We start from the raw sequence: 22069 nt of genomic DNA on the forward strand, positions 1-22069 counted from the left end.
CCGAGACGGACGAGGGGAGACACCACGGACATGGGCGAGCCGGAGGAGGAGGCGGCGGCGGGCGGGCCCCAGCGCGTCCGGCGGCGCCGGGCGACGGCGGGCGGCGGTGCGGTGATGGCCGACGTCGCCCGCCGCGCCGGGGTCTCCGGCCAGACCGTCTCCCGCGTCCTCAACGACCACCCCCGCGTCCGCCCCGAGACCCGCGAACGCGTCCGCGCCGCCATGCGCGAACTGGGCTACCGCCCGACCGCCAGCGCCCGCACCCTGGCCAGCGGCCGCAGCCGGACGCTCGGCGTGATCTCCTTCGACGCGGCCCGATTCGGCCCGGCCGCCACGCTGGTGGGCATCAACGAGGCCGCGCAGGAGGCCGGTTACCTGGTCAGCACGATCGCGCTCACCGCCGCCGACCAGGAGGCGGTGCGCGGCGCGGTCGACCGGCTGCTCGGCCAGGGCGCGGACGGCATCATCGCGATCGCCCCGCAGCGCTCGGTGGGCGAGGCCCTGGTCGAGGCCGACCACGGCAGGCCCATGGTCACCCTCGACAAGAGCTTCGGCGCCCGCTTCCCCGTCGTCGCGGGCGACTCCGCGTCCGGCGCCCGCCAGGCCACGGAACACCTGCTGCGCCTCGGCCACCGCACGGTCCGCCATATCGCGGGCCCGGTCGGCTGGATCGCCGCCGAGGCCCGGGTGGACGGCTGGCGGGCCGCCCTGAAGGACGCGGGCGCGGAGGCCCACGAGCCGCTTTTCGGCGACTGGAGCGCGGATTCGGGCCACGACCTGGGCCGCCGCATCGCCCACGACCCGGATGTCACGGCGGTGTTCGTCTCCAACGACCAGATGGCGGTGGGCGTCCTCCGCGCCCTCCACGAGGCGGGCCGCCGGGTCCCCGAGGACGTGAGCGTCGTGGGCTACGACGACATCCCCGAGGCCGCGCATCTGCTCCCACCGCTCACCACGGTCCGTACGGACTTCACGGAAATCGGCCGCCGCTGTCTGGGCCTGATGCTCGACCAACTCGACCACCCGGACCAGTTGGAGCGCACCCCCGAGCCGGGGGTACGCGTGACCATCCCCACCGAGCTGGTCATACGCGAGAGCTGTGGCCACCTGTTGCGGGGTTCCGCTCGGCAGGCTCAGGGGTAGAGCCCGGCCCGGAAGGTGAACGAGACGAGTTGCGCCCGATCACGTGCGCCGACCTTCGTCATGGCCCGCACCGCATGCGTCTTCACGGTGAACGGCGACACGGACATCTGAGCCGCGATCTCGTCGTTGCCCAGACCGCTCGCGACGAGAACGACCACGTCGCGTTCCCTGGGGGTCAGAGCGTCGAAGCGCCGCAGCAGCTCCTGGTCGATCACCGGGGGCGGGCTGTGGGTCATATGGCCGATGAGCGCGGCCGTCGCGGCGGCCGACAGCGCACCGCCACCGCCGACGACCTCGTTGATTCCGGCGACGAGTTCGGCAGGGCTCACGGTCTTGCTCAGGAAACCGTTAGCGCCCGCGCGAAGGGCGGCGAGAACGATGTCGTCCTGGTCAAAAGTGGTCAGCACGATCACCCGCAGCTTTTCGGGTGGGTGCTCTTCGCGGATCCGGCGGGTGGCTTCGACACCGTCGATGCCGGGCATCCGGATGTCCATCAGGACCAGGTCGACGGGGTGGTCCCGGAGGAAGGGGACGACCTGGAGTCCATCGGAGAGATCACCCGCGACTACGAGGCTCGGGTCGAGCCCAAGCATCGTCCGGATGCCGGCCCTCATGTCGTCCTGGTCGTCGACGATCAGGATCTGCGTCATCGGACGACCGCTCCCAGGGGGCTGAATTCCGCATGGACCCGGAATCGTCCGTCGTCACCGTCTATCGTCAGCCGCCCGTTGGAGGACTCGACGCGTTCGCGCATTCCCACGAGCCCGAGTCCGCTGCCCGCGTCGGAGCCGCGGAGTGAATGCGAAGGTGAATGACCGACGCGGTTCTCCACGGTGACGCGGATCCTGCCGTCGCGCTCGCGCACCTCCACCGTCGCCGTCCCCTCGCCATGCCGATAGGCGTTCGTAAGCGCTTCTTGAACGACCCGGTAGACCGTCACGCCGATACTGGGCTCCACGAAACCGGCGGGGGTGTCGATGGAGTGCCGGACGTCGAGGCCGATGCTCTCGAAAGAGGCGATGAGTCCTTCCAGGCCATTGATCGACGGGGTCGGCCGGAGCGCATCGTCGCCGGAAGTGTCGTCTCCGAGGCGGAGGAGCGCGAGGATCCGTTGCGTTTCGACGACGACGGTACGGGCGCTGGACCTGGCCGAGACCAGGGCCTGCCGGGAGGATTCGGCGTCTTCGGGCAGCCCGATCTCCGCGGCACCGAGATGCAGGCTCAGCATCGCAACTTGGTGGCCGATGACGTCGTGGAGGTCCCGGGCGATGCGGAGCCGTTCCTCGGTCACTCGTCGGATGGCTTCGATCTCGCGGGTGGCGATGGCGTTCTCGGCGCGTTCCTCCAGGATCCACCAGTGGTCTCGATGGATGCGGAGCGCGGCCCCTGTCGCACCTCCCGCTATGGCCGAGAAGAGGGCGGCGGCTCCCACGATCGCGCCGCCGCGGAATCCTCCCAGCGTCATGAACGCCCCCAGGAAGAACGCCGCCACGATGCCGGTTCCGGCCAGCGGCTGCTTTCCCCTGAGGGTGACCGAGAACAGCACGAGCACCGCCATCATCCACACCGACAGGGGGTCATGGCCCACCGCCGTGACGGCGAAGGACGCCGCGCTCGTCACGACCAGCCCGGCCCACGGCTTCCACCAGGAGAGGGCGACACCGCCACCGGCGAGGAATACGGAGAGGGCCGTCGGCCCATCCGACCCTCTCAGTACCACGGCCACGATCTGCCCGGTGAACACGAGCGCGGCCACGGAATAGGCGACCCGGTGCAGCACCTCGGGGCGGCGGACCCATAGGGGCGCCGCGGGCCCGTCCTGATTGTTCTGCGCCTTGACCATGGCCTGATTCTCGTTCCCGTGTGCTGTGGCCGTGTACTTCGAACGAAGTAGACGGCGAACTTGCTTCGGCCGATTGGAGACGGCAGAACTCATTCGATCGAAATGGATGGCAGAACTACTTCGATCGAAGTACGCGGCCCCTCCCGAGGCCGCTGAGACTCGTCATCGAGGCGACCGCCTCACCCATCTCGATCACAACGGGACGCCCGATGACTCACACCACCGTAACTCCGCCCACGACCACGGCGACGCCCTCCGGGCTCCGATCGCTCTACCTGATCCGAGTCGCCTTCTCCCTGTTCTGGGCAGCACTCGTCTTCGCGACCTCCGCCTCGCTCGTGTCGACGGACCGGCCCACAGTGATCGCGGCCGTGCTGCTGATCATCTACCCCCTATGGGACGTCATCGCCACGCTCCTCGAGCCTCGTATGGCGGGCACCGGCTCCACGGACCGCGTCGGCACCATCAACGTGGCTCTCGGCCTAGCCACCACGGCCGGAATGATCATTGCCGTCTTCTCCACCATCAAGACGGCGCTCCTCGTGTTCGGCATCTGGGCCCTCCTCTCCGGAGCGATCCAGCTCGCCGTGGCGATCCGCCGCAGGCGCGCCGTCGGCGCCCAGTGGCCCATGATCATCAGCGGCGGCCAGTCCGTAGTCGCCGGTGCCACCGTCGCCGCCACGTCCGCCTCGGCGACGAGCGGCCTGTCCACCGTCGCCGGATACGCGGCCTTCGGCGCCTTCTGGTTCCTCGTCTCCGTCGTCACCCTGAGCATCCGCGGTCGACGCGTGGGGCTGGAGGCGTGACGCGGCGGCGTCACAGGTCCGCACCGTCGCGGCGGCGCGGGCAGCGGCAGGGCAGGCCACGGCGGCTCGCGAGCGCGACATCAGCGCCTTCCGCGCACCGCGCGCACCACCTCGGCCACGGCCCCGAGAATCCGTGCCCGATCCCGCGATTCGGCCCCGCCCAGGGCGGACCGGACGACGAGCACGGCCGCACCAGCCACGATCAACATGGTGACGACACCGCAGAAAGCGGCGGCGAGAAGCGGGTCCATTGCGGCTCCTTCGGAACACGGGAAGATGATGTCGATTGATGGTGTCGGGCCTGTCCTCACCGCCGCGTCGGCCGATCCTGGTGATTTCGGATGACCTCGCAGGTCCGAGCGGTAATGTGCGACGTTCCGACTCGGCCGACCCGGCCGAGTCGGGGGCATCGGGGCGAGCACGGACGGGGGCGGGGAGCCAATGGCGGGATCGCCGAAGTACGAGGAGGTACTGGCACGCCTGATGAAGCTGGCGGGCAGCCCCGCCGCGGCTGATGTGCGCGAGGAGATGAGGAGGGAACTTCCTCGATCGCAACGGCCTCCAGCGGACAGCACCATCGCGGACTGGATCGCGGGCCGGACGATTCCCCGCCAGGACGAGGACCTGGAAGCGTTCTTGTCCGCGCTGTATCGCATGACGAAGACGAGGCAGCTCCCCACGCCACAGCCGACCCTTCCAAGCCGACAGCAGTGGCAGAAAATGGCGAAAGAAGCGCGGGACGCCCGCCGCAAGGGGGCAGTCGTGCGAAGCGCCCCCGCCTCCTTGTCACCCCGCGTCACCGACGCTCGGCAAATCTGGCTGGACGAGGTAGCGGGTTCCCGGGCATGGCGGCTGCTGAAGGCCGGCGACGAGGGACGGGCCGAGCCATTGCGGAAGCAGGCCCTGGGAGTCGCCGGTCGTCTGGCCGAGCTGTACGAGGAGGCGCGTGAAGCGCTGACCGACGACCCATGGCAGGACACGAACCTGGCACCACGCACCGCCCGCAGGATCAATCAGCTGCTCCACATGGTCTGGCGCGACGAGCAGGACGCACTCGTTCCCGCCGAGGCCGCCCTGCTCGCGCTGCTCCCCTTCCTCCACCAGGTTCACCGGACGCGTACCGCCGCCGAGCTGTCCCGCGTCAGCCCGACCGACCTGCGGCAGATGAACTCGGCCGATCCAGAGCGGCAGGCGTACGAGGTGCTGCTGCGGGGGCACGAACGGCTTGTGCGCCGGACGGAACTCGGCCATCTGAGCGACCGTCCGGACGGACGCCGGGAAATCGGGTGGTGGCTGTTCCATCAGTGGGCGAAGCGGCAGCCCGGACAGCCGCAGGCGCTCCGGAGGGCCATGGACGTGGACGGCACCGACATCGGGGCAGCACTCGATCCGGAGCTGCTGCCCCGGCTGCTCTCCTCCGCCCGTGTGACCCCGCAGGAGCTGCACAGTGCCGCCCACGAGGGGCACCGGCGCAATGAGGTGTTCCCGCTCGACTTCGGTGGCCGCGACTTCCAGGACGTGCGAGAGCGGTTGCTGGGGCTGGTGATCGCGGTGGCCCATGGCCTGGCGATCGAGGTCACCGACCTGTCGTCGGCGATCGTCAAGCACGTGGGAATCCCCGACCCCCTCGATCCCGCCCGGCTCCTCGCCACCGTGCGAGCGGCGTCCTGGCGCCACCACCTGGATGTGCTCGGGCTCACGGCGGAGTGCGACCACCCCGCGACTGTGGCCGCCCTCACCGACCACGCCTTACGGGTGGAGTCGCTGCTGCGCGGCATACGGCAGACCGCCGTACCGGAGCTCGGCACGCTCCCGGTGTACACCAACGCCGACCAGGTACGTGACGTCGACGCCCTCAGCACGCCGGGGTCCGCCGACAGGGTCATCCGCTTCCGGCTCGACGAAGAACGCGTCCAGGAACTCCTCATGGGCGAGAACCTCTACCGCGACCGTTCCCTCGCCATCCGCGAGCTGTATCAGAACGCCCTGGACGCGTGCCGCTACCGCCGGGCCCGGGAGCAGGCCCGCAACGGCCCGGAGGACGACACCTACCAGGGTCGGATCGCGTTCCATCAGGGGATCGACGAGGAGGGCCGCTTCTACCTGGACTGCCGGGACAACGGTGTCGGCATGAACGAGATCATGCTCTCCGAGGTCTTCTCCCAGGCCGGGGTCCGCTTCACGGATCTTCCTCGCTATCAGGAAGAGCGACAGGAGTGGCACAACCAGGGCATCACCATCTACCCGAACAGCAGATTCGGCATCGGTGTGCTCAGTTACTTCATGCTCGCCGACGAAATCCGCGTCACCACATGCCACATGGATGGAATCAACGGCAGGTTGACGGAGATCACCGTCCTCATCACCGGGCCGGGACACTATTTCAGGATCCGCCCGACCGGCCGACCGGGGACCATCGGGACCACAGTCCGCCTCTATCTGCGGAACGGCGACAAGGCACTCTCATGCGTCACGGAACTCCGGAGATTCTTGGGCATCGCTGAATTCAGGACCACCGCGAAGCACGGAACGCAGCGGGCGGAGTGGCCGCCGGGCGTCATGAACCCCCGGGAGGCACCGGGATACCGGTACGACGGCTTCGAGGCCTACGGTCGACTGGCCAGTTGGTCCGCGAGTCCCGGGTGCAGGGGCGGTCAGGTCGTCTGGTGCGAGTCCGGCGGAGGCGTCCTGGTCGACGGAATCTATGCCGAGCCCCGCGTACGGCGAGGTGTATTAACCGACCCGGATGGTCTTGGCAAACTCTATGGTGCCGTGGTGAACCTCACCGGAGAGAGCCGCCCCAAGCGGCTTTCCGTGGATCGCACGGAGATCCTGGACGACGATGTCTGCCTGGAGGTGGAGCGGCTCATCAGGGCAGCACTGCCGACGCTGCTCACCTCCGAGCCCCCGGTGCTGGATACCGACTGGCTGGAAAATGTCGCGGGATGCAGCCCCAGGCTCGCCGATATCGTGGCCGAGGCGGCCGGAGCGGCGGGCCATGAGCTGGAATTGCACGACCATTCCTCGCCTGTCGCCACAGCCGGGTTCTTCCCGCAGGACATACACATCGTCCATCGCGACGACTCGGGACTCTCGGAGACCGAAACGGTGCTGGGCGAAACGCTGTCGGGACACGTGTACGGCCATCCGGACGACGCCACCCTGCTGTGGCGCTTACTGGCCCAGCGACCCAACGCCGAGTTGGCCGCGCTGGTCGAGATCGTGCCGGAACTCGCCCGAGTCAGGAGCGTACTCGCCGCCCTCCCCTCGGACGTCTTCATACGAACCGCCCACTTCAAGAAGTGGAATGATCGAACGTGGCCCGGCAAGGACGCCACGGCCATGCAACTCGCCACCCCGGGCCATGCGCTCTTCGTAGCCAGCGTCTGCGGGACGTCATACGGAGAAGTCGTCTCGCGTATGGAGCAGCTCCGCGTGCCGTCTCCGGCCCGGCCCAGTGGCGCCCCCGTAGTCGACGCGGTTGGCCTCGCGCTGCTCACCGATGACCTTCACGGACTCAGCCGCAACGGGGAGACGGAGGTGTTGTACTGGATCGAAGCCGACGAGCCGGTGCCACCGGGACATCTCCTGACCGCCAACTTGGTGCTTGACATCAGCGTGGAGGAAGCCGTTCGCCGGATGAGAGCCTTGGGCTTCACCGTCCCGGACGAAGACGCGTTGCCACCGAATCCGAACGAGCTGACACTGCGGGTGCTCAGCACGTGGCTCAACGGTAAGTGGCCCTGGCTGGACCCGTCCGAACCCGTCGCGCTCGACCATGTCCTCCGGGCGGCCGTGAAGTTACAACGCCCGGTACTGGAGGTGACACAGGAACTTCGAACCTACGGTTACCGCGTGGAGATCGACTCCACCCATGAACGGTCGGCCGACAACCTCCTGAGACAAGGCGCGGAGTGGGGCTGGGACATCGAAGACTGGCAGGGCCTGAAGGACGGTGAGACGATTCCGCCTGGTCTGCTCGCCCGTACATCACTCGACCTGAGTGTTCCTCTCATCGAGGTCGCCCGGCGGATCCAGAAACTGGGCTTCGCCCCGCCCTCCGCTCTCCCGGATCACGCGGACGACACGGACAGGGCAGTCCTCAGTGTCGATGCTGACGGCGAAGCCCCTTGGCTCACAGTCCACACCGACCTGTATGTCGATCACGTGGTGAAAGCGGCTGTGGCGACCGGGCTCTCACCATCAGCGGTGACATCCCGGCTTCACGCCTACGGGCTCGTACCGCCAGACCCTCCGTTCCCCGCACGCGCCGAGCCGAACGATGTCCGCCTGCTCAAGATGGCGACCGTCTCCTCCGAGACCCCCTTTTCGGAGGACGAGCCGGTACCGGTTCACCAAGTGATCCAGATCGCCATCGAACTCGGCGTATCACCCGCGGCCGTCGTCGACCGTCTCGCCCAGTACGGTCTGCGCACCTCCCTCGACACAGCGCCGGCGAAGGGGAACAGATTCGATTCCGACCTTGTCAGCCTGGGACTGAAGAGCGACGATCCACGCGAAGAATGGCCGCCACTCGACTGGGACAAGCCGGTACCGCTTCACCATCTGATCGCCGCCTCGGCCAGACTGTTCCTGGAGGCGCGTGAGGTCACGGAGCGCCTGTCCGCCTTTGGCTTCCGCGTTCCCGACTACCAGTCGGCCCAGGTGGACGAGGTGGACCGCCGCCTCTGCGCCGAACAGCACCAGTGGGGCAACGAGGCCAGTTACCTTCCCCTCGGCCTCCGCCGCCCCATCGCCGATTTCCTTCTCATCGCCCGTTTCTCGGGCCTGCCGACGGGCGAACTCGTAAGGCGACTGGAACGCTTGGGGGTCGACCTCCAACGAGTGGCCGACACCGTCCGCGCCACCCTGCCTCAAGTCCCCGGCCTGGTCATGGAGGACGGCAGCAACCCGCCCCCAGGGGCCCCGTGAGCGCCTTGTCAGGGAGAGGTCCCAGGCGTCTCGACCTCACAGCGCGCCACCCCGCTCCTGGCGATCCTGGCATCGCTGGTGATGAACGGCACGCCCAGGCTTTCGGCAAGCGCGACGTACTGGGCGTCATAGGCGGACAGGTTGCTCGACAGACCCTTGACTCGCTCCCACAGGATCAGCGTTTCATGCCGGTCAATCGGCAGGTCCCGATACGTCGCCACGGCCTTGCGGAGCTGCTTTTCGCTCAGCTTGGGATCACCACCGCGCCGCCCGCGCGCCAGGCCGAGTAGCGCCGACATGATCTCGTAATCGAGCAGGTGGGGTGCGGCGAGCCGATCCTCCTTCGCGACACGTTCACGCACCCCATGCCCGGTGGGCCCCTCGTCCGTCAGGAAGAAGACGAGCGCGGAGCAATCGATGACGATCAACGGCCCGCCCTTGCGTCGTCGATCGCGGCGAGCACGTCCGATGTACTCAGGCTCGCGCCGGCCTCGGCTTCGGCACGGGCCGCGACCTCGGCAAGGGTGGGCCTGGAGGCTTCGCCGACGAGGACGTCCAGCGCATACGCCTGGAGTGACTTGCCAGCCTGCGCGGCGCGGGCCTTCAGCGTGGCGAGGGCGTCGTCCGGTACATCGCGGATGGTCAGAGCGGTCATGCGCTGCATTTTAGCAGCGCTGCATGCATAATGCAGCTGCATCACAGGTCCGCACCGTCCCCGTGGCGCGGGCAGCGGCAGGGTGGGAACTGGCTGGACCGCAGGGGTTCGAGCTTGTCCTTGACCACGACGACGACCCTGCCGAGCTCCTGCGTGACGACCGCGCCGTCCGGCGAGACGCGGTAGACGCGCATCGTCATCCGTGGAGCGGTGGATTCGGTGTGTGAGAACACGTTGACCTGTCTTTCCGGTCGGCCAATTACGTTAAGTGCACACACCGTTGCGTTCCGACGCATAGGCTGGAAAGAGGCGACAAGTCCCAGCCAAGATCGCGGGACAAGAGGGGATACACCATGCCGTTCCAGCCACGCGAACTGTTTCCCGACCGCTCGGCCCGCGACCTCTTCGGCGCGGAGATCCGCCGCCACCGCGAGAAGGCGGACATGTCGCTGCGGCGACTGTCCGAGGTGCTCAACTACAGCAAATCGCACCTGGCCCGGATCGAGGCGGCGGAGTCCCTGCCGTACGACGACCTTCCGGCGAAGTTGGACGCGTGCTTTGGGGCGGACGGGTTATTCGCGCGGCTGTACGCGCTGGCGAAGAACGAGCCGTTTCCGGGCAAGTTCCGCCGAGTGATCGAGTTCGAGCGGCACGCCCTTGCCATCGAGCAGTACTCATGCGCGACCATCCCCGGCCTGCTTCAGACACCCGACCTGGCAAGGGAGTCGTTGCGCTGCGGAAACCGCCATGCTCCGGACGCTGAGATCGACGCAATGGTGAAGGCACGCATCGAGCGGCAAGCACGACTTGACCAAGTCAAGCCGCCTCACTGCTGGTTCATTCTCGACGAGGCCGTGCTTCGCCGCGCGGCCGGAGGACCGGAGGGGATGCGTCGACAAATGATGGCCCTGCTCAAGCGCGGGACACAGTCACACGTAACCCTTCAGGTCCTGCCGTTCAGCTCGGGCCAGCATGCGGAGGCAGGCGGTTCACTGACGCTCTATACGGTGCCTGAGGCGCCGAAGGTGGCCTACGAAGAAGGCAGTCGCTCCGGGACCATCATCGAGGATCGGGACGCAGTGGCAGAGCTCCAGGAGAACTACGATCTGCTCAGGGCCATGGCCCTCCCGCCTCGCGACTCCGAGGCGGTGATCCGAGCCGCTATGGAGGACTGGTCCTCATGCCAACCATCCCGGACCTGAGAGTTGCCGCATGGCGTAAGAGCAGCTACAGCAACAACGCGGGCGGCGAATGCGTCGAGGTCGCCGACAACTTCCCCGGCATCATCCCCGTACGCGACTCCAAGGACCCCGACGGGCCCGCCCTCATATTCTCGAACGACTCGTGGAGCGCCTTCATAGCCAGCCTGAAGAAGAAGGCAGGGATGTGAGCCGCCTCCTCGTCGTCCGCAACGCGGAACGCAGTGGGCCGGGGCGGCTCCTGCCGTGGTGGGAGGAGATGGGGCTGACGGTCGTCGAAACCGATGGCGCGTCGGCCCCCGCGTCCCCGGAGGGTTTCGACGCGGTGGTCCTGCTCGGTGGTGGCTTCCTACCGGATGCCGACGCGTACGCGCCCTGGCTACCGGCCGAACGGGAACTCGCCAGGCGTGCCATCGCCGAGGGCGTCCCGTTGCTGGGGATCTGCCTGGGAGCCCAGGTGCTCGCCGTGGCGGCGGGAGGGACCGTGCTCGGCGATCACGGTCGGCCCGAACGGGGCTCATGTGGTGTCCGGTTGCGGCCCGAGGCTGACGCCGACGCGCTGTTCGCCGGGGTGCCGCGTGAGTTCCGGGCCATTCAGAACCACCGTGACCAGATCACCGCGCTTCCCTCCGGCGCCGTCTGGCTCGCATCGAGCGACGCCTGTCCGGTGCAGGCGTTCCGGATGGGCGAGCGGGCCTGGGGCGTGCAGTTTCATCCGGAGGTGGGAGCGGACCGCCTCGACGGCTGGGACGAAGCCGCCCTGGCCGACGCGGGCCTGGACCTGGGTGCGCTCCGGGCCGAGGCCGAGCGGGTGGAGCCGGAGTCCGTGCGTACGGCGCGGCGGCTGGCGGCGAACTTCGCCGATGTGGTCCTCAGCGCAGCAACAGCTGGAGGCCGCCCAGCACCGTCGCCGCGATGACCAGCCGCTCGAAGAGCCGCTGATTGATCCGGTCCACGCACGCCTTACCGATGTACGCACCGGGCAGGACGAAGAGCGCCAGCAGGAGGTCCAGCAGCAGGGAGCGGCCGTCGATCAGGCCGAGGCTGACGCTGAAGGGCACCTTGGCGACGTTGACGATCAGGAAGAACCAGGCCGAGGTGCCCAGGAAGCCGAGCTTCCGGAAACCGGCGGAGAGCAGGTAGAGCGACATCACGGGGCCGCCCGCGTTGGCCACCATCGTGGTGAAGCCGCCGAGCACCCCGTACGAACCGGCCTTGAGCCGTGCGCCCGCCCCGTCGGCGGCCGGGACCTCCGGGGCCGCCGCCCGGGCGGCCGCACGGCGCCGCCACACCGTGACGCCCGCCATCAGGAGCAGGATCGCGCCGATGGAGGTCCGCACCTCCGCGTCCCCGGCCCACAGCATGAACACCGTCCCCACCACGACCCCGACCGCGACCGCCGGGAACAGCCGGAGCAGGGTCCCCCAGTGCGCGTGCCGCCGGTAGGTGCCCACGGCGAGCACATCGCCGACGATCAGCAGGGGCAGCAGCACACCGGTCGACTCCCGGGCCGGAAGCACGGCCGCGAAGATCGCGAGGCTGACGGTATTGGCGCCGCTGACGGCGGTCTTCGAGAAGCCGACGAGTATGGATGCCGCCGCGAGCGCGGCGAACTCCCAGAGGGTAACGGTGTACATGCCACGGAATCATTCCAGGCCACCGCAACCCCCCAGAGCCGGGGACCTATGGGATGCCCGGCGGAGCGTGACGCCTGCGGCGAGCTGTTCCCCTACCCGCCCCTTCCCACAACTGGGGCTCCGCCCCAGACCCGGGGGTCCAGGGACGGAGCCCCTGCCACGCGGCGGACACCCCCTCAGCGCACCGAGCCCTGGAGCGGCTCGGTGTCGAGCGTGACGCCGACCGGCGCGGGCAGCGTGAGCGGCTTGCCGAACGGCACGGTCTTGGTGCTCACAACTCCTCCGGCAGCATCTGCGGGTGCCCGGGGACAGCTATCAGGTCCTGTCCGTACGCCAGTCCGAGCAAATGTCGGGGTCGTCCTGGCGTTCCTTGCACACCTGCCAATGGATGACATCACGGCCACCCACTGACACGCTGTAATCCCTGGCCCCGGGGACGTCCTGCGGGTGCGACCTCCTCATTTCGGGCTCATGGGAGGCCACCCACGAGAAGTCGACGTAGCAGTAGTCGTCGTCATTCAGGTCCCGGTCGTCGATCCGGAACTGGTTCTGGGATGACAGCCACCGCGCCGCGCACTGCCTCTTGGACGATTCGTAGACCCAAGGAGTGTCGGCCACCGCCAGCGACGGACCGGCAAACATTCCTGCTGCGGCCATCGATACGATAACTCCACTACGTAACCGGGAAGCCCGGACTTTGGCTGATTTCATCGATTGCCTCTCCTCTCGAAGCGATTTCCCATATTCGCGCTCCTGTTCCTTACCTTGGCGGTGAGTCGTTCCGGGGGCACGCTGAAACCTCTGCCATAAAGCGCTGGCCACGGCCTTCCGGAGTGTCATACCGTCATGAAAACCGTAGGAGACGCCGTACCCGCTGAGCAATGTGCATAGTGTTCAATTCCGGGCGCCAATTGTGCACGGTGCTCAAAGGGCCCGCGCGGCGGTGATACGGAAGGCGTGGACGGCGTCGTGGATACCGACGCCGGTGGTGAGCAGATCGCGGCCGAGTGCGGCTTCGGCGGTGCGCAGATGGGCTCGGACCGTGTTGCGGCTGATGCCGAGGCGGCGGGCGGTCTGCTGCGCGTCGGTGTTGGCGTCGATCCACGCCCGCAGGGTGCGGTGCTGCGGGGCGTGCAGAGTCCCGAGGAAGCTCTGGGCCCAAGCGGCGGCGCGTTCGGTACGCAGCAGGCTCTCCAGAGTCGGGGGAGGTTGCTGCTCAACGGGTTCGGAGGCGAAGGAGGCGCTGGTGAGAGCGAGCGCCAGGTGGACGGCGGCGCGAGAGCGGACATCTGCCAGTTCCAGGCCGAGGGCCCGTTCCGCGCGTCTGATGTGGGCGGTGACGGTGTTGCGGCTGAGGTCGAGAAAGCGGGCCACAGCCGCTCGGGGTGCGCTCATGAAGAAGCGGGTGACGTCGACGGTGAGCGCCGGGAGAGAGTCCAGCGGGCGCAGCAAGTTACGGGACCAGGCGAGGGCGGGCTCCCGGGGCAGAACACCGTCCAACGACGTCTTTCCCGCATAGACGGCCACGCGGCCGGGCATGGTGCGGGCGGCGGCCAGGGCGTGGACGGCCTGGCTGTAGGCCCTGGCCGTCGCGCTGAGCGGATGCGGGCCGCTGACACCCAGCGCATAACCGGAGTTGTCGCGTACCAAGCGGGACAGCGTCTCGCCCCGGCCACCGGGCTGGATGCTGGAGCGTGTCTCATCACCGACGCCCCCGTCACCGGGTCCGTCGGTGATGAGACAGATCAGATGTTCCTTGAAGGCGGGGCACCGCACCATCAGATCCGGGCCGTGGTAGCCGGAGGGATCCTGGTAGGCCCGCTCGATCCGGTCGCGGTCGGCCGGCGGACAGTGCAGCAGATGGACCCGCAGCCGGTCGGCCTCCAACAACGGTGGAACGGCACCGGTCGTCATGCGGCGGGCCAGCATCGGCTCGCCCACCAGCAGCGCCTGGAACACCGCGAACCGCACCTGGTATGCCTTGTCGTGGAAGCCGTGCCAGGCCCGGTCGCCATTCCCGACACGGCGCAGGAGCGTGATGAGGCTGCCAGTGTGCGAGATCAGTGCGACCGCTTCCGGGCTCAGCTCCGACCGCGCGGCAGCCACCAGTACCAAGCGCGACCCATGCGCGCCGAGGGCTTCACAGCGCACGTGCCACACAGCGGTCTGGGTCGCGGCCGCGGCCAACTTCCCGCCGGATAATCGCGCGAGCAGCGGAGCGAGCGGTCGCAGAATCTCCCGGGGAAATCCCGTAGTGGACGATTCCACCGTGCCCTCATCGTCCACGACCAGCCCGATGCCCGCGCCGGTCTGTTGGTGCAGCCAGTCCAGGACCTCCCGCACATCCGGCTCGGCGTCGCGGGCCATTTGGCGTCTCATCTCGCGCAACAGCCCGGTCAGCCGTTCAACGTACCGCTGCTCCTTCGTGTCCGCCACGACGCCGTACCCCCTCTGCCCGACATCCCGTTGTCCTCTCGCACATCTCACGATGGCACCCGCGCCGCACCGGCGGGAGATGTCTGTCTCCGACTGCTCCAGGCCGATAGGGGAAAGCCGGGGATGCCGAAAATTTGCCCGCCCTCTGAACCGCGGGCTACTTGCATCCGTGTACATCCGTATGGCTCATGCCCCCAACCAGCCTTAGGGACGACTATGAGTTCCGCGCAAGCGATAGACGAACTGGCCCGCCGCCTGAGCGAGCGGTTGCGGGCCGACCGCCTTTTCCGTCCGGGCGATCCGTCGTATACCGACACGACAACACTCTGGAACGGTGCGGTGACCGCCCGACCGTCCCTGGTCGTACGGCCCCGCACCAGCGTGGAGGCCGCCGCTGCGGTCACCTCCGCGCGGGAGTTCGGTGTGGGTCTGTCCGTACGCGGAGGAGGTCATGACTGGGCCGGGCGTGCGCTCCGCGGCGGGTTGGTGATCGATCTCGGCTCTATGCGTGACGTACGGGTGGAGCGGGATACGGCTGTCATCGGAGGGGGGGCCGGGCCGGTGACGTCATAGCGGCTGTCGCTTCGTACGGTATGAACGTCGCCGCGGGCACCGCCGGTGTCGTCGGCATGGCCGGGCTCTCCCTTGGCGGAGGCTACGGCCCGTTGCTGGGCACGGCCGGGCTGGCCGCCGACAACCTGCTCGGAGCGGAGGTCGTACTCGCCGACGGCCGGCTCATCTCGACCGAGGACGACCCCGAACTGCTCTGGGCGCTGCGGGGTGGCGGCGGGAACTTCGGCGTGGCCACCTCGTTGCGCGTCCGCCTCCACCCCGATCGCGGACTCGTCGGCGGCATGGCCTTGTTCCCCTGGCAGGAAGCGTCGACCGTGCTGTCCCGTTTCGCGGGACTGATCGCCGACGCTCCCGACGGGCTCACCCTCCTGCTCGAGATGACCGTCGCCCCCGATATCGGACCGTGCCTGGTCGTCGTGCCGGTCTGGTCCGGTGAGCCATGGCATGCCGATGCCGCCATCGGCGCAGTCAAGCGACTCGGCACGCCGATCAACAGCACCGTCGCTCCGACCACACAGAAGGACCTCTGGGGGCAGTTCGATCAGAGCGTCCCCAACGGGATGCACTGGGAGCTGCGCACCCGCAACATCGCCGAACTCACACCCGACATCATCGACCTCCTGACCGGCTGGGCAGAAACACGCCCCGGACCCGGAGCAGGGATTGGGTTGCGTCAATTCCACGGCGCCGCCACTCGTGTAGGTGCTGACGACAGCGCCTTCGGCCTGCGTACCAACCATGTGGCCGTCGAAATCTCGGCGGGCCACGGACCTGATGAGGAACCTGCCGTCTACAGAGACTGGGTCGACAACGTCAGCAACGCCCTCGCACCCTTCGCTCTGCCCGGGGGCTACCCCAACTTCCTCCTGCCGGACCAGGCCGAACAGGTCGCGCACGCCTACGGCGCCCACCCGGAGCGCCTGGTCAGGGCCAAGGAATCCTACGACCCCGAACACGTCTTCACCGCGACCCCACTCCCCGACCGTGACATGCTGAAGAACTACACACCACAGAGCGAACTCAGGAGGTAATCACATGGCGGTCTGGGAGATGGTTCGAATAGTGGTGCCAGAGGGCAAGCAGGACGAATTCGAATCCATTGTCCGGTCGCATCTGCCGATCCTCGAGGAGGACAAAGGCTGTCTGGACCTGAAACTGTTTCGGGCCATTGACAAGGAAGGAGTAATCCTGCTGTGCGTTCAATGGGAGTCGCTGGAATACCATACCGAGGTGTTCGCGAAAACTGAGGGGTTCGTCAAGTTCGCCAGCGCGATGGCGCCCTTCTTCGCAGTGACCCCTGAGGCGTTTCACGCGAACGCCGTCATTGAGGGTTTCTGACGAGCGAGCTCGCCCGCAGGGTCTGGCCGCATGAGTTCCTGAGTCAACCTCACCGCGTGGGATTTGCCGGACGCTCGGGTGACGGGGGCGACGCCGGTCTCGGCGATGAACTGCTCGCAGGACTCGACGCGCTCCAGGATCGGGCCGATCTCGCCGATGATCTGCCCGAGGTTGACCTTCCCGATGCGGGGCAGGGAGGCCAGCAGCGGCGCGTAGGGATGCGCCCGAGGGTAACGGTGTACATGCCACGGAATCATTCCAGGCCACCGCAACCCCCCGGAGCCAGGGACCTCAGCGCACCCAGTCCTGAAGTGGCTCGGTGTCGAGCGTGACGCCGACCGGCGCGGGCAGCGTGAGCGGCTTGCCGAACGGCACGGTCTTGGTGCTCTCGTACCGGACCCCGTCGGGTTCACTGAAGACCGTGAGCTCACCGGCCTCCCGATCGACCAGCAGATACACCGGGATGCCCGTCTCGGCGTAGGCGCGTGGCTTCTCCACCCGGTCCCTGCGGTCGGTGTCGGAGTCGTACGAGGTGACCTCCACGACCATCAGGACGGGCTCGGCGTCGGCCCACTCCCCCTGGCCGACAAACGCGTCGCTGTGGGCGAGAGTCCCGTCGGGGCGGGCGTGGCCGTTGCGGTACGTCTCGACCTTGAGGCCCTGGTCGTGCAGCCACAGGTCGGGATGAGTCTGAATGCAGATCCGCGCCAGCCACTGGATGATCCGCCCGTGATCGCCGTCCGGCACCGGCGTGACCCCGATCTTTCCGTTGATGAACTCCCACCGCACCCCCTCCGCCACGCGGGCCGCCAACCGCGCGTACTCCTCGAACTCCTCCGGCAGCATCTGCGGACGATCGTGGGTCGCGGTCATGACCGGGAGCCTCCTTCGGGTGCGGTGCGCTCTCAGCGTAGCCGCTCTCAGTGGCCACTACCTGTGCGACTAAGGTGCACGCATGGTGACAAGGCGAACGCGGGACGGGCTGTTGGAGCTGGTGGACTGGCTCGAAGGGGAGCACGGGCCTGTCACCGAGGAGGAGCGCGCCGCCGCTCAAGCAGAGCTACGCGAAATCGACGCGGAACATGATCGCCGAACGGGCTCGCCCGCAGGGTGATACTGGGCGCATGAGCAGCCAGGAGTTCGTGCGGGCCGGGGGCGGGCTCGGGCATGGGCTCGGGGGGATGGTGGTGACGGCGGTCGGCTATCGGTCCCAGGGGGCGGCGCCGACGCTGCACCGGGGGCTGCCCTCGCCCTATCTGACGCTGATCTTTTCCCTCGACGGGCCTGTCGTCGGCGGCGTCACGCCCGAGCAGGCGCGGGGGCCCGATGCCTCGCGGGCCGAAATCGTCGTGGGCGGGCTGCACCAGCGACCGGCGTATATCGTCCAGCCCGGCCGCGAGGCCGGAGTGCAGCTGGCCGTACATCCGCTGGCGGCGCGCACGCTGCTGGGGCTTCCGGCGGGTGCGCTCGCCTCCGACGACGACCTGGTCACTTCCGGGGCCGACGTGCTGGGCAAGCGGGCCGCCGAAATTCGCGAGCGGCTGTGTGGGCAGCAAGCGTGGGAGGACCGGTTCGCCACGCTCGGCGCGTATCTGCGGGAGCGCGCGGCCGTTGGTGAGGGCGGAACGCCGGTGCGGAGCGAGGTCGGCGAGGCGTGGGCCTGGCTGGCCCGGCATCGGGGGGCCGGGACGCTGACCGGCCTGGCCGAGCATGTGTCGCTCAGCCCTCGTCGGCTGACCAGCGTGTTCCAGGCCGAGACGGGGCTGAGCCCCAAGCAGGCGGCGCGGCTCATGCGCTTCCAGCACGCCAGGAACACGGTGGTCCGGGCCGTCGCGGCGGGCCGGGCGCCGGACCTGGCCCGGGTCGCCGCCGACTGCGGCTACTGCGACCACTCCCACCTGGTGCGCGACTTCCGGCAGTACACCGGGGTGAGCCCCACCGCCTGGCTGGCCGAAGAGTGCCGGAATATCCAAGCCGGGGGCCATCTCTACGGCGAAGAGTAGAGCCCATGGACAACACCGCACCGAACCAGCAGCAGAAGCAGCACCGTGACCCCGCCATCTGGCCCACCCTCCAGGCCCACGACGCCGTCGCCCTGATCGACTTCCTGGTCGACACGGTCGGCTTCCTGCGCACGGCCGTCTACCAGGACGGGAACCGCGTCGCCCACGCCCAGCTCGACTGGCCCGAGGGCGGCGGCATCATGCTCGGCTCGTACGACCCGGAGACCAAGACCTGGTGCCTGGAGCCCGGCACCTTCGGGGCGTACGTCGTCACCGACCACGTAGACGCGCTGTACGAGCGCCTCACGGCGGCCGGTGTGCGGGTGCTCCGGCCCATCGAGGACCAGCCGTACGGCAGCCGGGAATTCGCCATCGCCGACCCGGAGGGCAACAAGTGGTCCTTCGGTACCTATCGCGGTGAGCCCCGGCCCGCCGACGGCTGACGTACGGCTATTCCTCCAGGTAGTGGAAGCCCGGCCGGGGGTGCATCAGGAACTCGTGGTGCGAGATGTTCCACGCGTACGCACCCGCCATCGCGAAGGCCACCCGGTCCCCCACCCGTAGCTCCGCGACCGGGATCCGGCTGGCCAGCACGTCCTTGGGGGTGCACAGCTGGCCGACCAGCGTGACCGGCTCCTCCCGTACGGCCGGGCGCGCCCACGGCCGGGTCCACACGGTGTCCGTGGGCAGCACCTGGAAGGGCTGGTCGTGCTGTTTGGTGGCGGGGGTGCGGATGTGGTGGGTGCCGCCGCGCACCACCGCGAACGCCTCGCCGCCGCTGTGCTTGATGTCCAGCACCTCGGTGACGTACCAGCCGCAGTAGACGGTCAGCGCCCGGCCGGGCTCGATCCGCAGGGTGAGATCGGGGTGGCGCAGGGCGAGGACCGCCATGCCCCGGCCGTAGGCGGCCCAGTCGAAGCGGCGGTCGGGGCGGGCGTAGTCCACGCCCATCCCGCCGCCGACGTTCACCTCGGTGATCTCCAGATCGTGGCGTTCGGACAGCTTCCGCGCCCAGTCGGCGATCGCGGCGGCCACGGCCACCTGGGCGGGGGCGTCAAGGCCGCTGGCGAGGTGGGCATGGATGCCGCGCAGCCGGAGGGGGCCGCCCGCGCCGCCCGGGGAGAGCTGGGGGAGGCAGCGCTCGACCGCCTCGGGGTCGAGCCCGAAGGGGCTGGGACGGCCGCCCATGGCGAGCGCCGCGCCGCCCAGGGCCGCGCCGAGCGCCCCTTCGCCATCCGCCCGCTCACCGGCCAACGGGGGATTGACCCGCAGGAGGACGTCCACGGTGTCGATCGCCGCGTCGTCCGCCGCCCCGGCCAGCAGCCGCAGCTCCTGCTCGCTCTCCACATGGAACCGCTCCACGCCCAGCGTCAGCGCCCGCCGCAGCTCCCCCTCGGTCTTGCCCGGTCCGCCGAAGGCCAGCGGCGCCCCGGGCACGGCCGCGCGGACATGCTCCACCTCACCGCCGGAGGCGACCTCGTAGCCGGTGACGTGGGGCGCGAGAGCCTGGAGGACGGCGGGCGCCGGGTTGGCCTTCGCGGCGTAGTACAGCTCGAGGCCCGGCGGCAGCGCGTCCCGTACGGCCCGCGCGTGCGCGCGGAGCGCGGCCAGGTCGTAGACGTAGGCGGGAAGGTCGTCGCCGGTGAGCTCCGTGGCGAGGGTACGGACGGCGGGGGTGATCAACGGCTGCTCCCGGGGTGCATGACGTGGGCCGCCTCGGACAGCAGGGCGGAGGCGAGCGGACTGGCGATACGGACATAGCCCGCGTGGCGGTCGGCCCGACGGCCCCAGCGGGTGAGGAGGTTGGCCTTCGCGGGCAGCGGCACGCCCGCCACGAGGGCGCGCAGCGCGGGCGGGTGGTCATGGGCCGCCGTACGCTCGCACAGCACCCGGCGGACCGCCGACCACAGCGCGGGCTCCAGCCCCGGGCAGCGGTCGGCGAGGGCGGCCACCATCTCGGCGATGTGGTTGACCAGCAGGCAGTACACCACCCGGTCCCAGCCGCGCTCCCGCTCGTACGTCAGCGGGCGGGCGACGGCCTCGGGCAGCGCGGCGAGCGCGGCGGTGTGGTGCTCGGGCACCAGCTTGGTGCCCTCCAGATCGCGGAAGAGCACCTGGTGCGGGGTGCCGTCGGCGGGATCGACGCCGATGACGACGTTCTGGAGGTGGGGTTCGAGGACCACGCCATGGTCGAAGTAGGCGGCCAGTACGGGCGGTACGAGCAGTTCCAGATACGCCTGCCACCACGCGGAGAGCCGGTCGGGGCCGGCGTCGGGGAGGAGCCGGGAGATCTGGGCGCCGCTGGTCGGGTACTCATCGGCGACGGCCGCCGCGAGCAGCGCGGTCAGGCCGGGCCGCAGCCGGGCGGCCAGCCCTTCGCGGACGATCACCCCGAAGCCCTCGATCAGCTGCCGGTCGCCGCCGTCGCCGCCGCTTTCGCGGTCGCCGAGGTCCAGCGTCCGGTACGCGGGTTCGCGCAGCAGCTCACAGCCGGGGAAGCGGGCGGCGAGATCGGCGGCGACCGGCTCCAGCAGCCGGGTCAGGGCGACGGCGCCGGACAGCTCGTAGTCGGCGTTCTTGCGCAGGCAGTTGGTGATCCGCACGTTCAGGCTGAACTTGAGGAAGTCCCGGCCGTCGTAGAGCGTACGGACCGACGCGGTGGGCGCGAACTCGGCACCGCCCGGCCCGAGGTCCAACACCTCGCCCCGGCTGATGGCCGCCCGCAGCAGCCGGTGCTCGCGCAGCATCGCGTACTGCCAGGGGTGCGCGGGCAGCAGCCGGTAGCCCTCGGGGACGGCGCCCTGCCGGTCCAGCGCGGCGAGCGCCCCGGGCCGCGCGGACTCCTCGCGCACGTACTCCTGGCGTACGGCGAGGTGGTGCAGGGGGAAGCGGGCCCCGGCCTCGGGGGCGAACCGCGACCAGGAGTCGGCGCTGCCGGTGCGGGCCTTGGGGGTGGGGTGGAAGCGGTGGCCGAAGAGGAGAGACTGCTCGGAGGCGAGGTAGAGGTCCTGGGCGCTATCGCTCTCCGCGCTCCGGTCCTCCAGGGAATCCAGGGCCTCCAGGGCGGCCGTCATCCCCTCGTGGCTGGAGGCCACTTGGCCCAGGAACTCATCGTTGGTCACCCCCGTGCGCAGCTGGAGCTCCCGGTGGATCCGCTCGGCCAGCCCGCGCCAGGACACCTCGGCCCATGTGCCGTCGCGCTCCTCGCTGACCGGCCCGGTGAAGCGGTGCGCCCCGATGAGGGAGGTGCGCCGCAACTCGACGCGCAACAGCACCCCACAGCGCGGCAGCCTCAGCCGCAGCCATCCATCGGCCACGACGGTCTGGTGCTCCGGTCCCGACACCTCACGGAGCAGACAGTTGAGGAGGGTGTGGGCGGTGGCGTGGTCGGCGGAGGCCACGGTCGCGGCGGGCGAGGAGGTCATGGGCATGGGGCGGCTCCAACGGGTGCGGAGGAGAGAGGTACGGAGGGAAAGTGCGGGGTTCGGGGGTCCGGGAAAACGG

At 69.2% G+C, this 22069-nt stretch carries 24 protein-coding genes; 11 read left to right on the plus strand and 13 right to left on the minus strand.

The genetic code is table 11. The features are described 5' to 3' along the window. Positions 1-30 precede the first annotated feature (30 nt). Positions 31-1143 (plus strand): LacI family DNA-binding transcriptional regulator, encoded by a 1113-nt coding sequence (locus ACJX2R_RS14165; RefSeq protein WP_413100408.1) that lies wholly within the window; start codon positions 31-33, stop codon positions 1141-1143. Here ACJX2R_RS14165 and ACJX2R_RS14170 read toward each other — a convergent pair. Both ACJX2R_RS14170 and ACJX2R_RS14175 read right to left on the minus strand, forming a co-directional pair. Continuing rightward, positions 1134-1793 (minus strand): response regulator transcription factor, encoded by a 660-nt coding sequence (locus tag ACJX2R_RS14170; protein WP_413100409.1) that lies wholly within the window; start codon positions 1791-1793, stop codon positions 1134-1136. The genes ACJX2R_RS14165 and ACJX2R_RS14170 overlap by 10 nt on opposite strands. Continuing rightward, entirely contained in the window at positions 1790-2986 is a 1197-nt protein-coding gene (locus ACJX2R_RS14175; protein WP_413100410.1) for a sensor histidine kinase, read from the minus strand. Before ACJX2R_RS14175 ends, ACJX2R_RS14170 begins: the two co-directional genes overlap by 4 nt. A 209-nt stretch (positions 2987-3195) precedes the next feature. Here ACJX2R_RS14175 and ACJX2R_RS14180 point away from each other — a divergent pair, with 209 nt between their 5' ends. Further along, a complete protein-coding gene (locus ACJX2R_RS14180; protein WP_413100411.1) occupies positions 3196-3792 on the plus strand; it encodes a DUF308 domain-containing protein in 597 nt (198 codons plus the stop codon). A gap of 80 nt (positions 3793-3872) precedes the next feature. Here ACJX2R_RS14180 and ACJX2R_RS14185 read toward each other — a convergent pair whose 3' ends face one another. After that, positions 3873-4043 carry a hypothetical protein gene (locus ACJX2R_RS14185; RefSeq protein ID WP_413100412.1) on the minus strand — a complete coding sequence of 57 codons (171 nt, stop codon included), beginning with the start codon at positions 4041-4043 and terminating at the stop codon, positions 3873-3875. A 190-nt stretch (positions 4044-4233) separates the two neighbouring features. Between ACJX2R_RS14185 and ACJX2R_RS14190 the strand changes: the two genes are divergently transcribed. Further along, the gene (locus ACJX2R_RS14190) at positions 4234-8724 is read left to right on the plus strand and encodes a hypothetical protein (RefSeq protein ID WP_413100413.1); all 4491 of its coding nucleotides are present in this window, start codon (positions 4234-4236) and stop codon (positions 8722-8724) included. An 8-nt stretch (positions 8725-8732) separates the two neighbouring features. On the opposite strand, the gene ACJX2R_RS14195 is transcribed toward ACJX2R_RS14190, so the two are convergent. The 3 genes from ACJX2R_RS14195 to ACJX2R_RS14205 are packed head-to-tail and all read right to left on the minus strand — an operon-like array spanning position 8733 to position 9579. Further along, on the minus strand, positions 8733-9152 hold the full coding sequence (locus ACJX2R_RS14195) for a type II toxin-antitoxin system VapC family toxin (protein WP_413100414.1): 420 nt from the start codon (positions 9150-9152) through the stop codon (positions 8733-8735). Next, positions 9149-9379, minus strand: a complete 231-nt coding sequence (locus ACJX2R_RS14200; RefSeq protein WP_191065189.1) for a FitA-like ribbon-helix-helix domain-containing protein — start codon at positions 9377-9379, stop codon at positions 9149-9151. The genes ACJX2R_RS14195 and ACJX2R_RS14200 overlap by 4 nt, the downstream gene beginning before the upstream one ends. 41 nt (positions 9380-9420) lie before the next feature. Next, a complete protein-coding gene (locus ACJX2R_RS14205; RefSeq protein ID WP_262703711.1) occupies positions 9421-9579 on the minus strand; it encodes a hypothetical protein in 159 nt (52 codons plus the stop codon). A 153-nt stretch (positions 9580-9732) separates the two neighbouring features. On the opposite strand from ACJX2R_RS14205, the gene ACJX2R_RS14210 reads away from it, so the two are divergent. Genes ACJX2R_RS14210 through ACJX2R_RS14220 form a run of 3 tightly spaced genes read left to right on the plus strand, consistent with a single transcriptional unit; the run spans position 9733 to position 11497 of the window. Then, positions 9733-10581 carry a helix-turn-helix domain-containing protein gene (locus tag ACJX2R_RS14210; protein ID WP_262703712.1) on the plus strand — a complete coding sequence of 283 codons (849 nt, stop codon included), beginning with the start codon at positions 9733-9735 and terminating at the stop codon, positions 10579-10581. Further along, positions 10560-10769 carry a DUF397 domain-containing protein gene (locus ACJX2R_RS14215; RefSeq protein ID WP_413100415.1) on the plus strand — a complete coding sequence of 70 codons (210 nt, stop codon included), beginning with the start codon at positions 10560-10562 and terminating at the stop codon, positions 10767-10769. Before ACJX2R_RS14210 ends, ACJX2R_RS14215 begins: the two co-directional genes overlap by 22 nt. Next, positions 10766-11497: a type 1 glutamine amidotransferase gene (locus ACJX2R_RS14220; protein ID WP_413100416.1), complete on the plus strand. Its 732-nt coding sequence runs from the start codon at positions 10766-10768 to the stop codon at positions 11495-11497. The genes ACJX2R_RS14215 and ACJX2R_RS14220 overlap by 4 nt, the downstream gene beginning before the upstream one ends. Here ACJX2R_RS14220 and ACJX2R_RS14225 read toward each other — a convergent pair. The 3 genes from ACJX2R_RS14225 to ACJX2R_RS14235 form a co-directional block, all read right to left on the minus strand. After that, complete coding sequence (locus ACJX2R_RS14225) at positions 11451-12215, minus strand: sulfite exporter TauE/SafE family protein (protein ID WP_086885537.1); 765 nt, start codon at positions 12213-12215, stop codon at positions 11451-11453. The two genes, ACJX2R_RS14220 and ACJX2R_RS14225, sit on opposite strands and share 47 nt — an antisense overlap. A gap of 315 nt (positions 12216-12530) precedes the next feature. After that, positions 12531-12872: a hypothetical protein gene (locus ACJX2R_RS14230; protein ID WP_413100417.1), complete on the minus strand. Its 342-nt coding sequence runs from the start codon at positions 12870-12872 to the stop codon at positions 12531-12533. A gap of 267 nt (positions 12873-13139) precedes the next feature. Continuing rightward, positions 13140-14651, minus strand: a complete 1512-nt coding sequence (locus tag ACJX2R_RS14235; protein WP_413100418.1) for a helix-turn-helix domain-containing protein — start codon at positions 14649-14651, stop codon at positions 13140-13142. Between the two features lie 216 nt (positions 14652-14867). Between ACJX2R_RS14235 and ACJX2R_RS14240 the strand changes: the two genes are divergently transcribed. From ACJX2R_RS14240 to ACJX2R_RS14250, 3 genes are read left to right on the plus strand one after another with little or no spacing between them, the layout of a single operon-like run. After that, complete coding sequence (locus ACJX2R_RS14240; protein WP_413100419.1) at positions 14868-15224, plus strand: FAD-binding oxidoreductase; 357 nt, start codon at positions 14868-14870, stop codon at positions 15222-15224. Between the two features lie 20 nt (positions 15225-15244). Next, positions 15245-16255 carry an FAD-binding oxidoreductase gene (locus ACJX2R_RS14245; RefSeq protein ID WP_413100420.1) on the plus strand — a complete coding sequence of 337 codons (1011 nt, stop codon included), beginning with the start codon at positions 15245-15247 and terminating at the stop codon, positions 16253-16255. Between the two features lie 4 nt (positions 16256-16259). Next, the gene (locus tag ACJX2R_RS14250) at positions 16260-16562 is read left to right on the plus strand and encodes an antibiotic biosynthesis monooxygenase family protein (RefSeq protein ID WP_262703716.1); all 303 of its coding nucleotides are present in this window, start codon (positions 16260-16262) and stop codon (positions 16560-16562) included. On the opposite strand, the gene ACJX2R_RS14255 is transcribed toward ACJX2R_RS14250, so the two are convergent. Together ACJX2R_RS14255 and ACJX2R_RS14260 are read right to left on the minus strand one after the other, a co-directional pair. Next, the gene (locus ACJX2R_RS14255) at positions 16532-16819 is read right to left on the minus strand and encodes a transposase (RefSeq protein WP_413100421.1); all 288 of its coding nucleotides are present in this window, start codon (positions 16817-16819) and stop codon (positions 16532-16534) included. The genes ACJX2R_RS14250 and ACJX2R_RS14255 overlap by 31 nt on opposite strands. A 34-nt stretch (positions 16820-16853) precedes the next feature. Next, the gene (locus tag ACJX2R_RS14260; RefSeq protein ID WP_413100422.1) at positions 16854-17435 is read right to left on the minus strand and encodes a Uma2 family endonuclease; all 582 of its coding nucleotides are present in this window, start codon (positions 17433-17435) and stop codon (positions 16854-16856) included. A gap of 251 nt (positions 17436-17686) precedes the next feature. On the opposite strand from ACJX2R_RS14260, the gene ACJX2R_RS14265 reads away from it, so the two are divergent. Further along, positions 17687-18565 carry a helix-turn-helix domain-containing protein gene (locus ACJX2R_RS14265; protein ID WP_413100423.1) on the plus strand — a complete coding sequence of 293 codons (879 nt, stop codon included), beginning with the start codon at positions 17687-17689 and terminating at the stop codon, positions 18563-18565. 5 nt (positions 18566-18570) lie between these two features. Next, positions 18571-19008 carry a VOC family protein gene (locus ACJX2R_RS14270; protein WP_413100424.1) on the plus strand — a complete coding sequence of 146 codons (438 nt, stop codon included), beginning with the start codon at positions 18571-18573 and terminating at the stop codon, positions 19006-19008. A 7-nt stretch (positions 19009-19015) separates the two neighbouring features. On the opposite strand, the gene ACJX2R_RS14275 is transcribed toward ACJX2R_RS14270, so the two are convergent. Together ACJX2R_RS14275 and ACJX2R_RS14280 are read right to left on the minus strand one after the other, a co-directional pair. Further along, positions 19016-20248 (minus strand): type III PLP-dependent enzyme, encoded by a 1233-nt coding sequence (locus tag ACJX2R_RS14275; RefSeq protein WP_413100425.1) that lies wholly within the window; start codon positions 20246-20248, stop codon positions 19016-19018. Beyond that, positions 20245-21996 (minus strand): IucA/IucC family protein, encoded by a 1752-nt coding sequence (locus tag ACJX2R_RS14280; RefSeq protein ID WP_413100426.1) that lies wholly within the window; start codon positions 21994-21996, stop codon positions 20245-20247. Before ACJX2R_RS14280 ends, ACJX2R_RS14275 begins: the two co-directional genes overlap by 4 nt. Positions 21997-22069 lie beyond the last annotated feature (73 nt).

Origin of the sequence: Streptomyces sp. Inha503 (assembly GCF_047215865.1) — a bacterium.
Taxonomy (GTDB): Bacteria; Actinomycetota; Actinomycetes; order Streptomycetales; family Streptomycetaceae; genus Streptomyces; species Streptomyces lycopersici.

Excerpts from the sequence above, each read along its gene's own strand:
- ACJX2R_RS14165 (WP_413100408.1), top strand. The coding sequence starts at position 31 with ATGGGCGAGCCGGAGGAGGAGGCGGCGGCGGGCGGGCCCCAGCGCGTC.
- ACJX2R_RS14170 (WP_413100409.1), bottom strand. The coding sequence starts at position 1,793 with ATGACGCAGATCCTGATCGTCGACGACCAGGACGACATGAGGGCCGGC.
- ACJX2R_RS14175 (WP_413100410.1), bottom strand. The coding sequence starts at position 2,986 with ATGGTCAAGGCGCAGAACAATCAGGACGGGCCCGCGGCGCCCCTATGG.
- ACJX2R_RS14180 (WP_413100411.1), top strand. The coding sequence starts at position 3,196 with ATGACTCACACCACCGTAACTCCGCCCACGACCACGGCGACGCCCTCC.
- ACJX2R_RS14185 (WP_413100412.1), bottom strand. The coding sequence starts at position 4,043 with ATGGACCCGCTTCTCGCCGCCGCTTTCTGCGGTGTCGTCACCATGTTG.
- ACJX2R_RS14190 (WP_413100413.1), top strand. The coding sequence starts at position 4,234 with ATGGCGGGATCGCCGAAGTACGAGGAGGTACTGGCACGCCTGATGAAG.
- ACJX2R_RS14200 (WP_191065189.1), bottom strand. The coding sequence starts at position 9,379 with ATGACCGCTCTGACCATCCGCGATGTACCGGACGACGCCCTCGCCACG.
- ACJX2R_RS14205 (WP_262703711.1), bottom strand. The coding sequence starts at position 9,579 with ATGACGATGCGCGTCTACCGCGTCTCGCCGGACGGCGCGGTCGTCACG.
- ACJX2R_RS14210 (WP_262703712.1), top strand. The coding sequence starts at position 9,733 with ATGCCGTTCCAGCCACGCGAACTGTTTCCCGACCGCTCGGCCCGCGAC.
- ACJX2R_RS14215 (WP_413100415.1), top strand. The coding sequence starts at position 10,560 with ATGCCAACCATCCCGGACCTGAGAGTTGCCGCATGGCGTAAGAGCAGC.
- ACJX2R_RS14225 (WP_086885537.1), bottom strand. The coding sequence starts at position 12,215 with ATGTACACCGTTACCCTCTGGGAGTTCGCCGCGCTCGCGGCGGCATCC.
- ACJX2R_RS14230 (WP_413100417.1), bottom strand. The coding sequence starts at position 12,872 with ATGGCCGCAGCAGGAATGTTTGCCGGTCCGTCGCTGGCGGTGGCCGAC.
- ACJX2R_RS14240 (WP_413100419.1), top strand. The coding sequence starts at position 14,868 with ATGAGTTCCGCGCAAGCGATAGACGAACTGGCCCGCCGCCTGAGCGAG.
- ACJX2R_RS14245 (WP_413100420.1), top strand. The coding sequence starts at position 15,245 with ATGAACGTCGCCGCGGGCACCGCCGGTGTCGTCGGCATGGCCGGGCTC.
- ACJX2R_RS14250 (WP_262703716.1), top strand. The coding sequence starts at position 16,260 with ATGGCGGTCTGGGAGATGGTTCGAATAGTGGTGCCAGAGGGCAAGCAG.
- ACJX2R_RS14255 (WP_413100421.1), bottom strand. The coding sequence starts at position 16,819 with ATGATTCCGTGGCATGTACACCGTTACCCTCGGGCGCATCCCTACGCG.
- ACJX2R_RS14260 (WP_413100422.1), bottom strand. The coding sequence starts at position 17,435 with ATGACCGCGACCCACGATCGTCCGCAGATGCTGCCGGAGGAGTTCGAG.
- ACJX2R_RS14265 (WP_413100423.1), top strand. The coding sequence starts at position 17,687 with ATGAGCAGCCAGGAGTTCGTGCGGGCCGGGGGCGGGCTCGGGCATGGG.
- ACJX2R_RS14270 (WP_413100424.1), top strand. The coding sequence starts at position 18,571 with ATGGACAACACCGCACCGAACCAGCAGCAGAAGCAGCACCGTGACCCC.
- ACJX2R_RS14280 (WP_413100426.1), bottom strand. The coding sequence starts at position 21,996 with ATGCCCATGACCTCCTCGCCCGCCGCGACCGTGGCCTCCGCCGACCAC.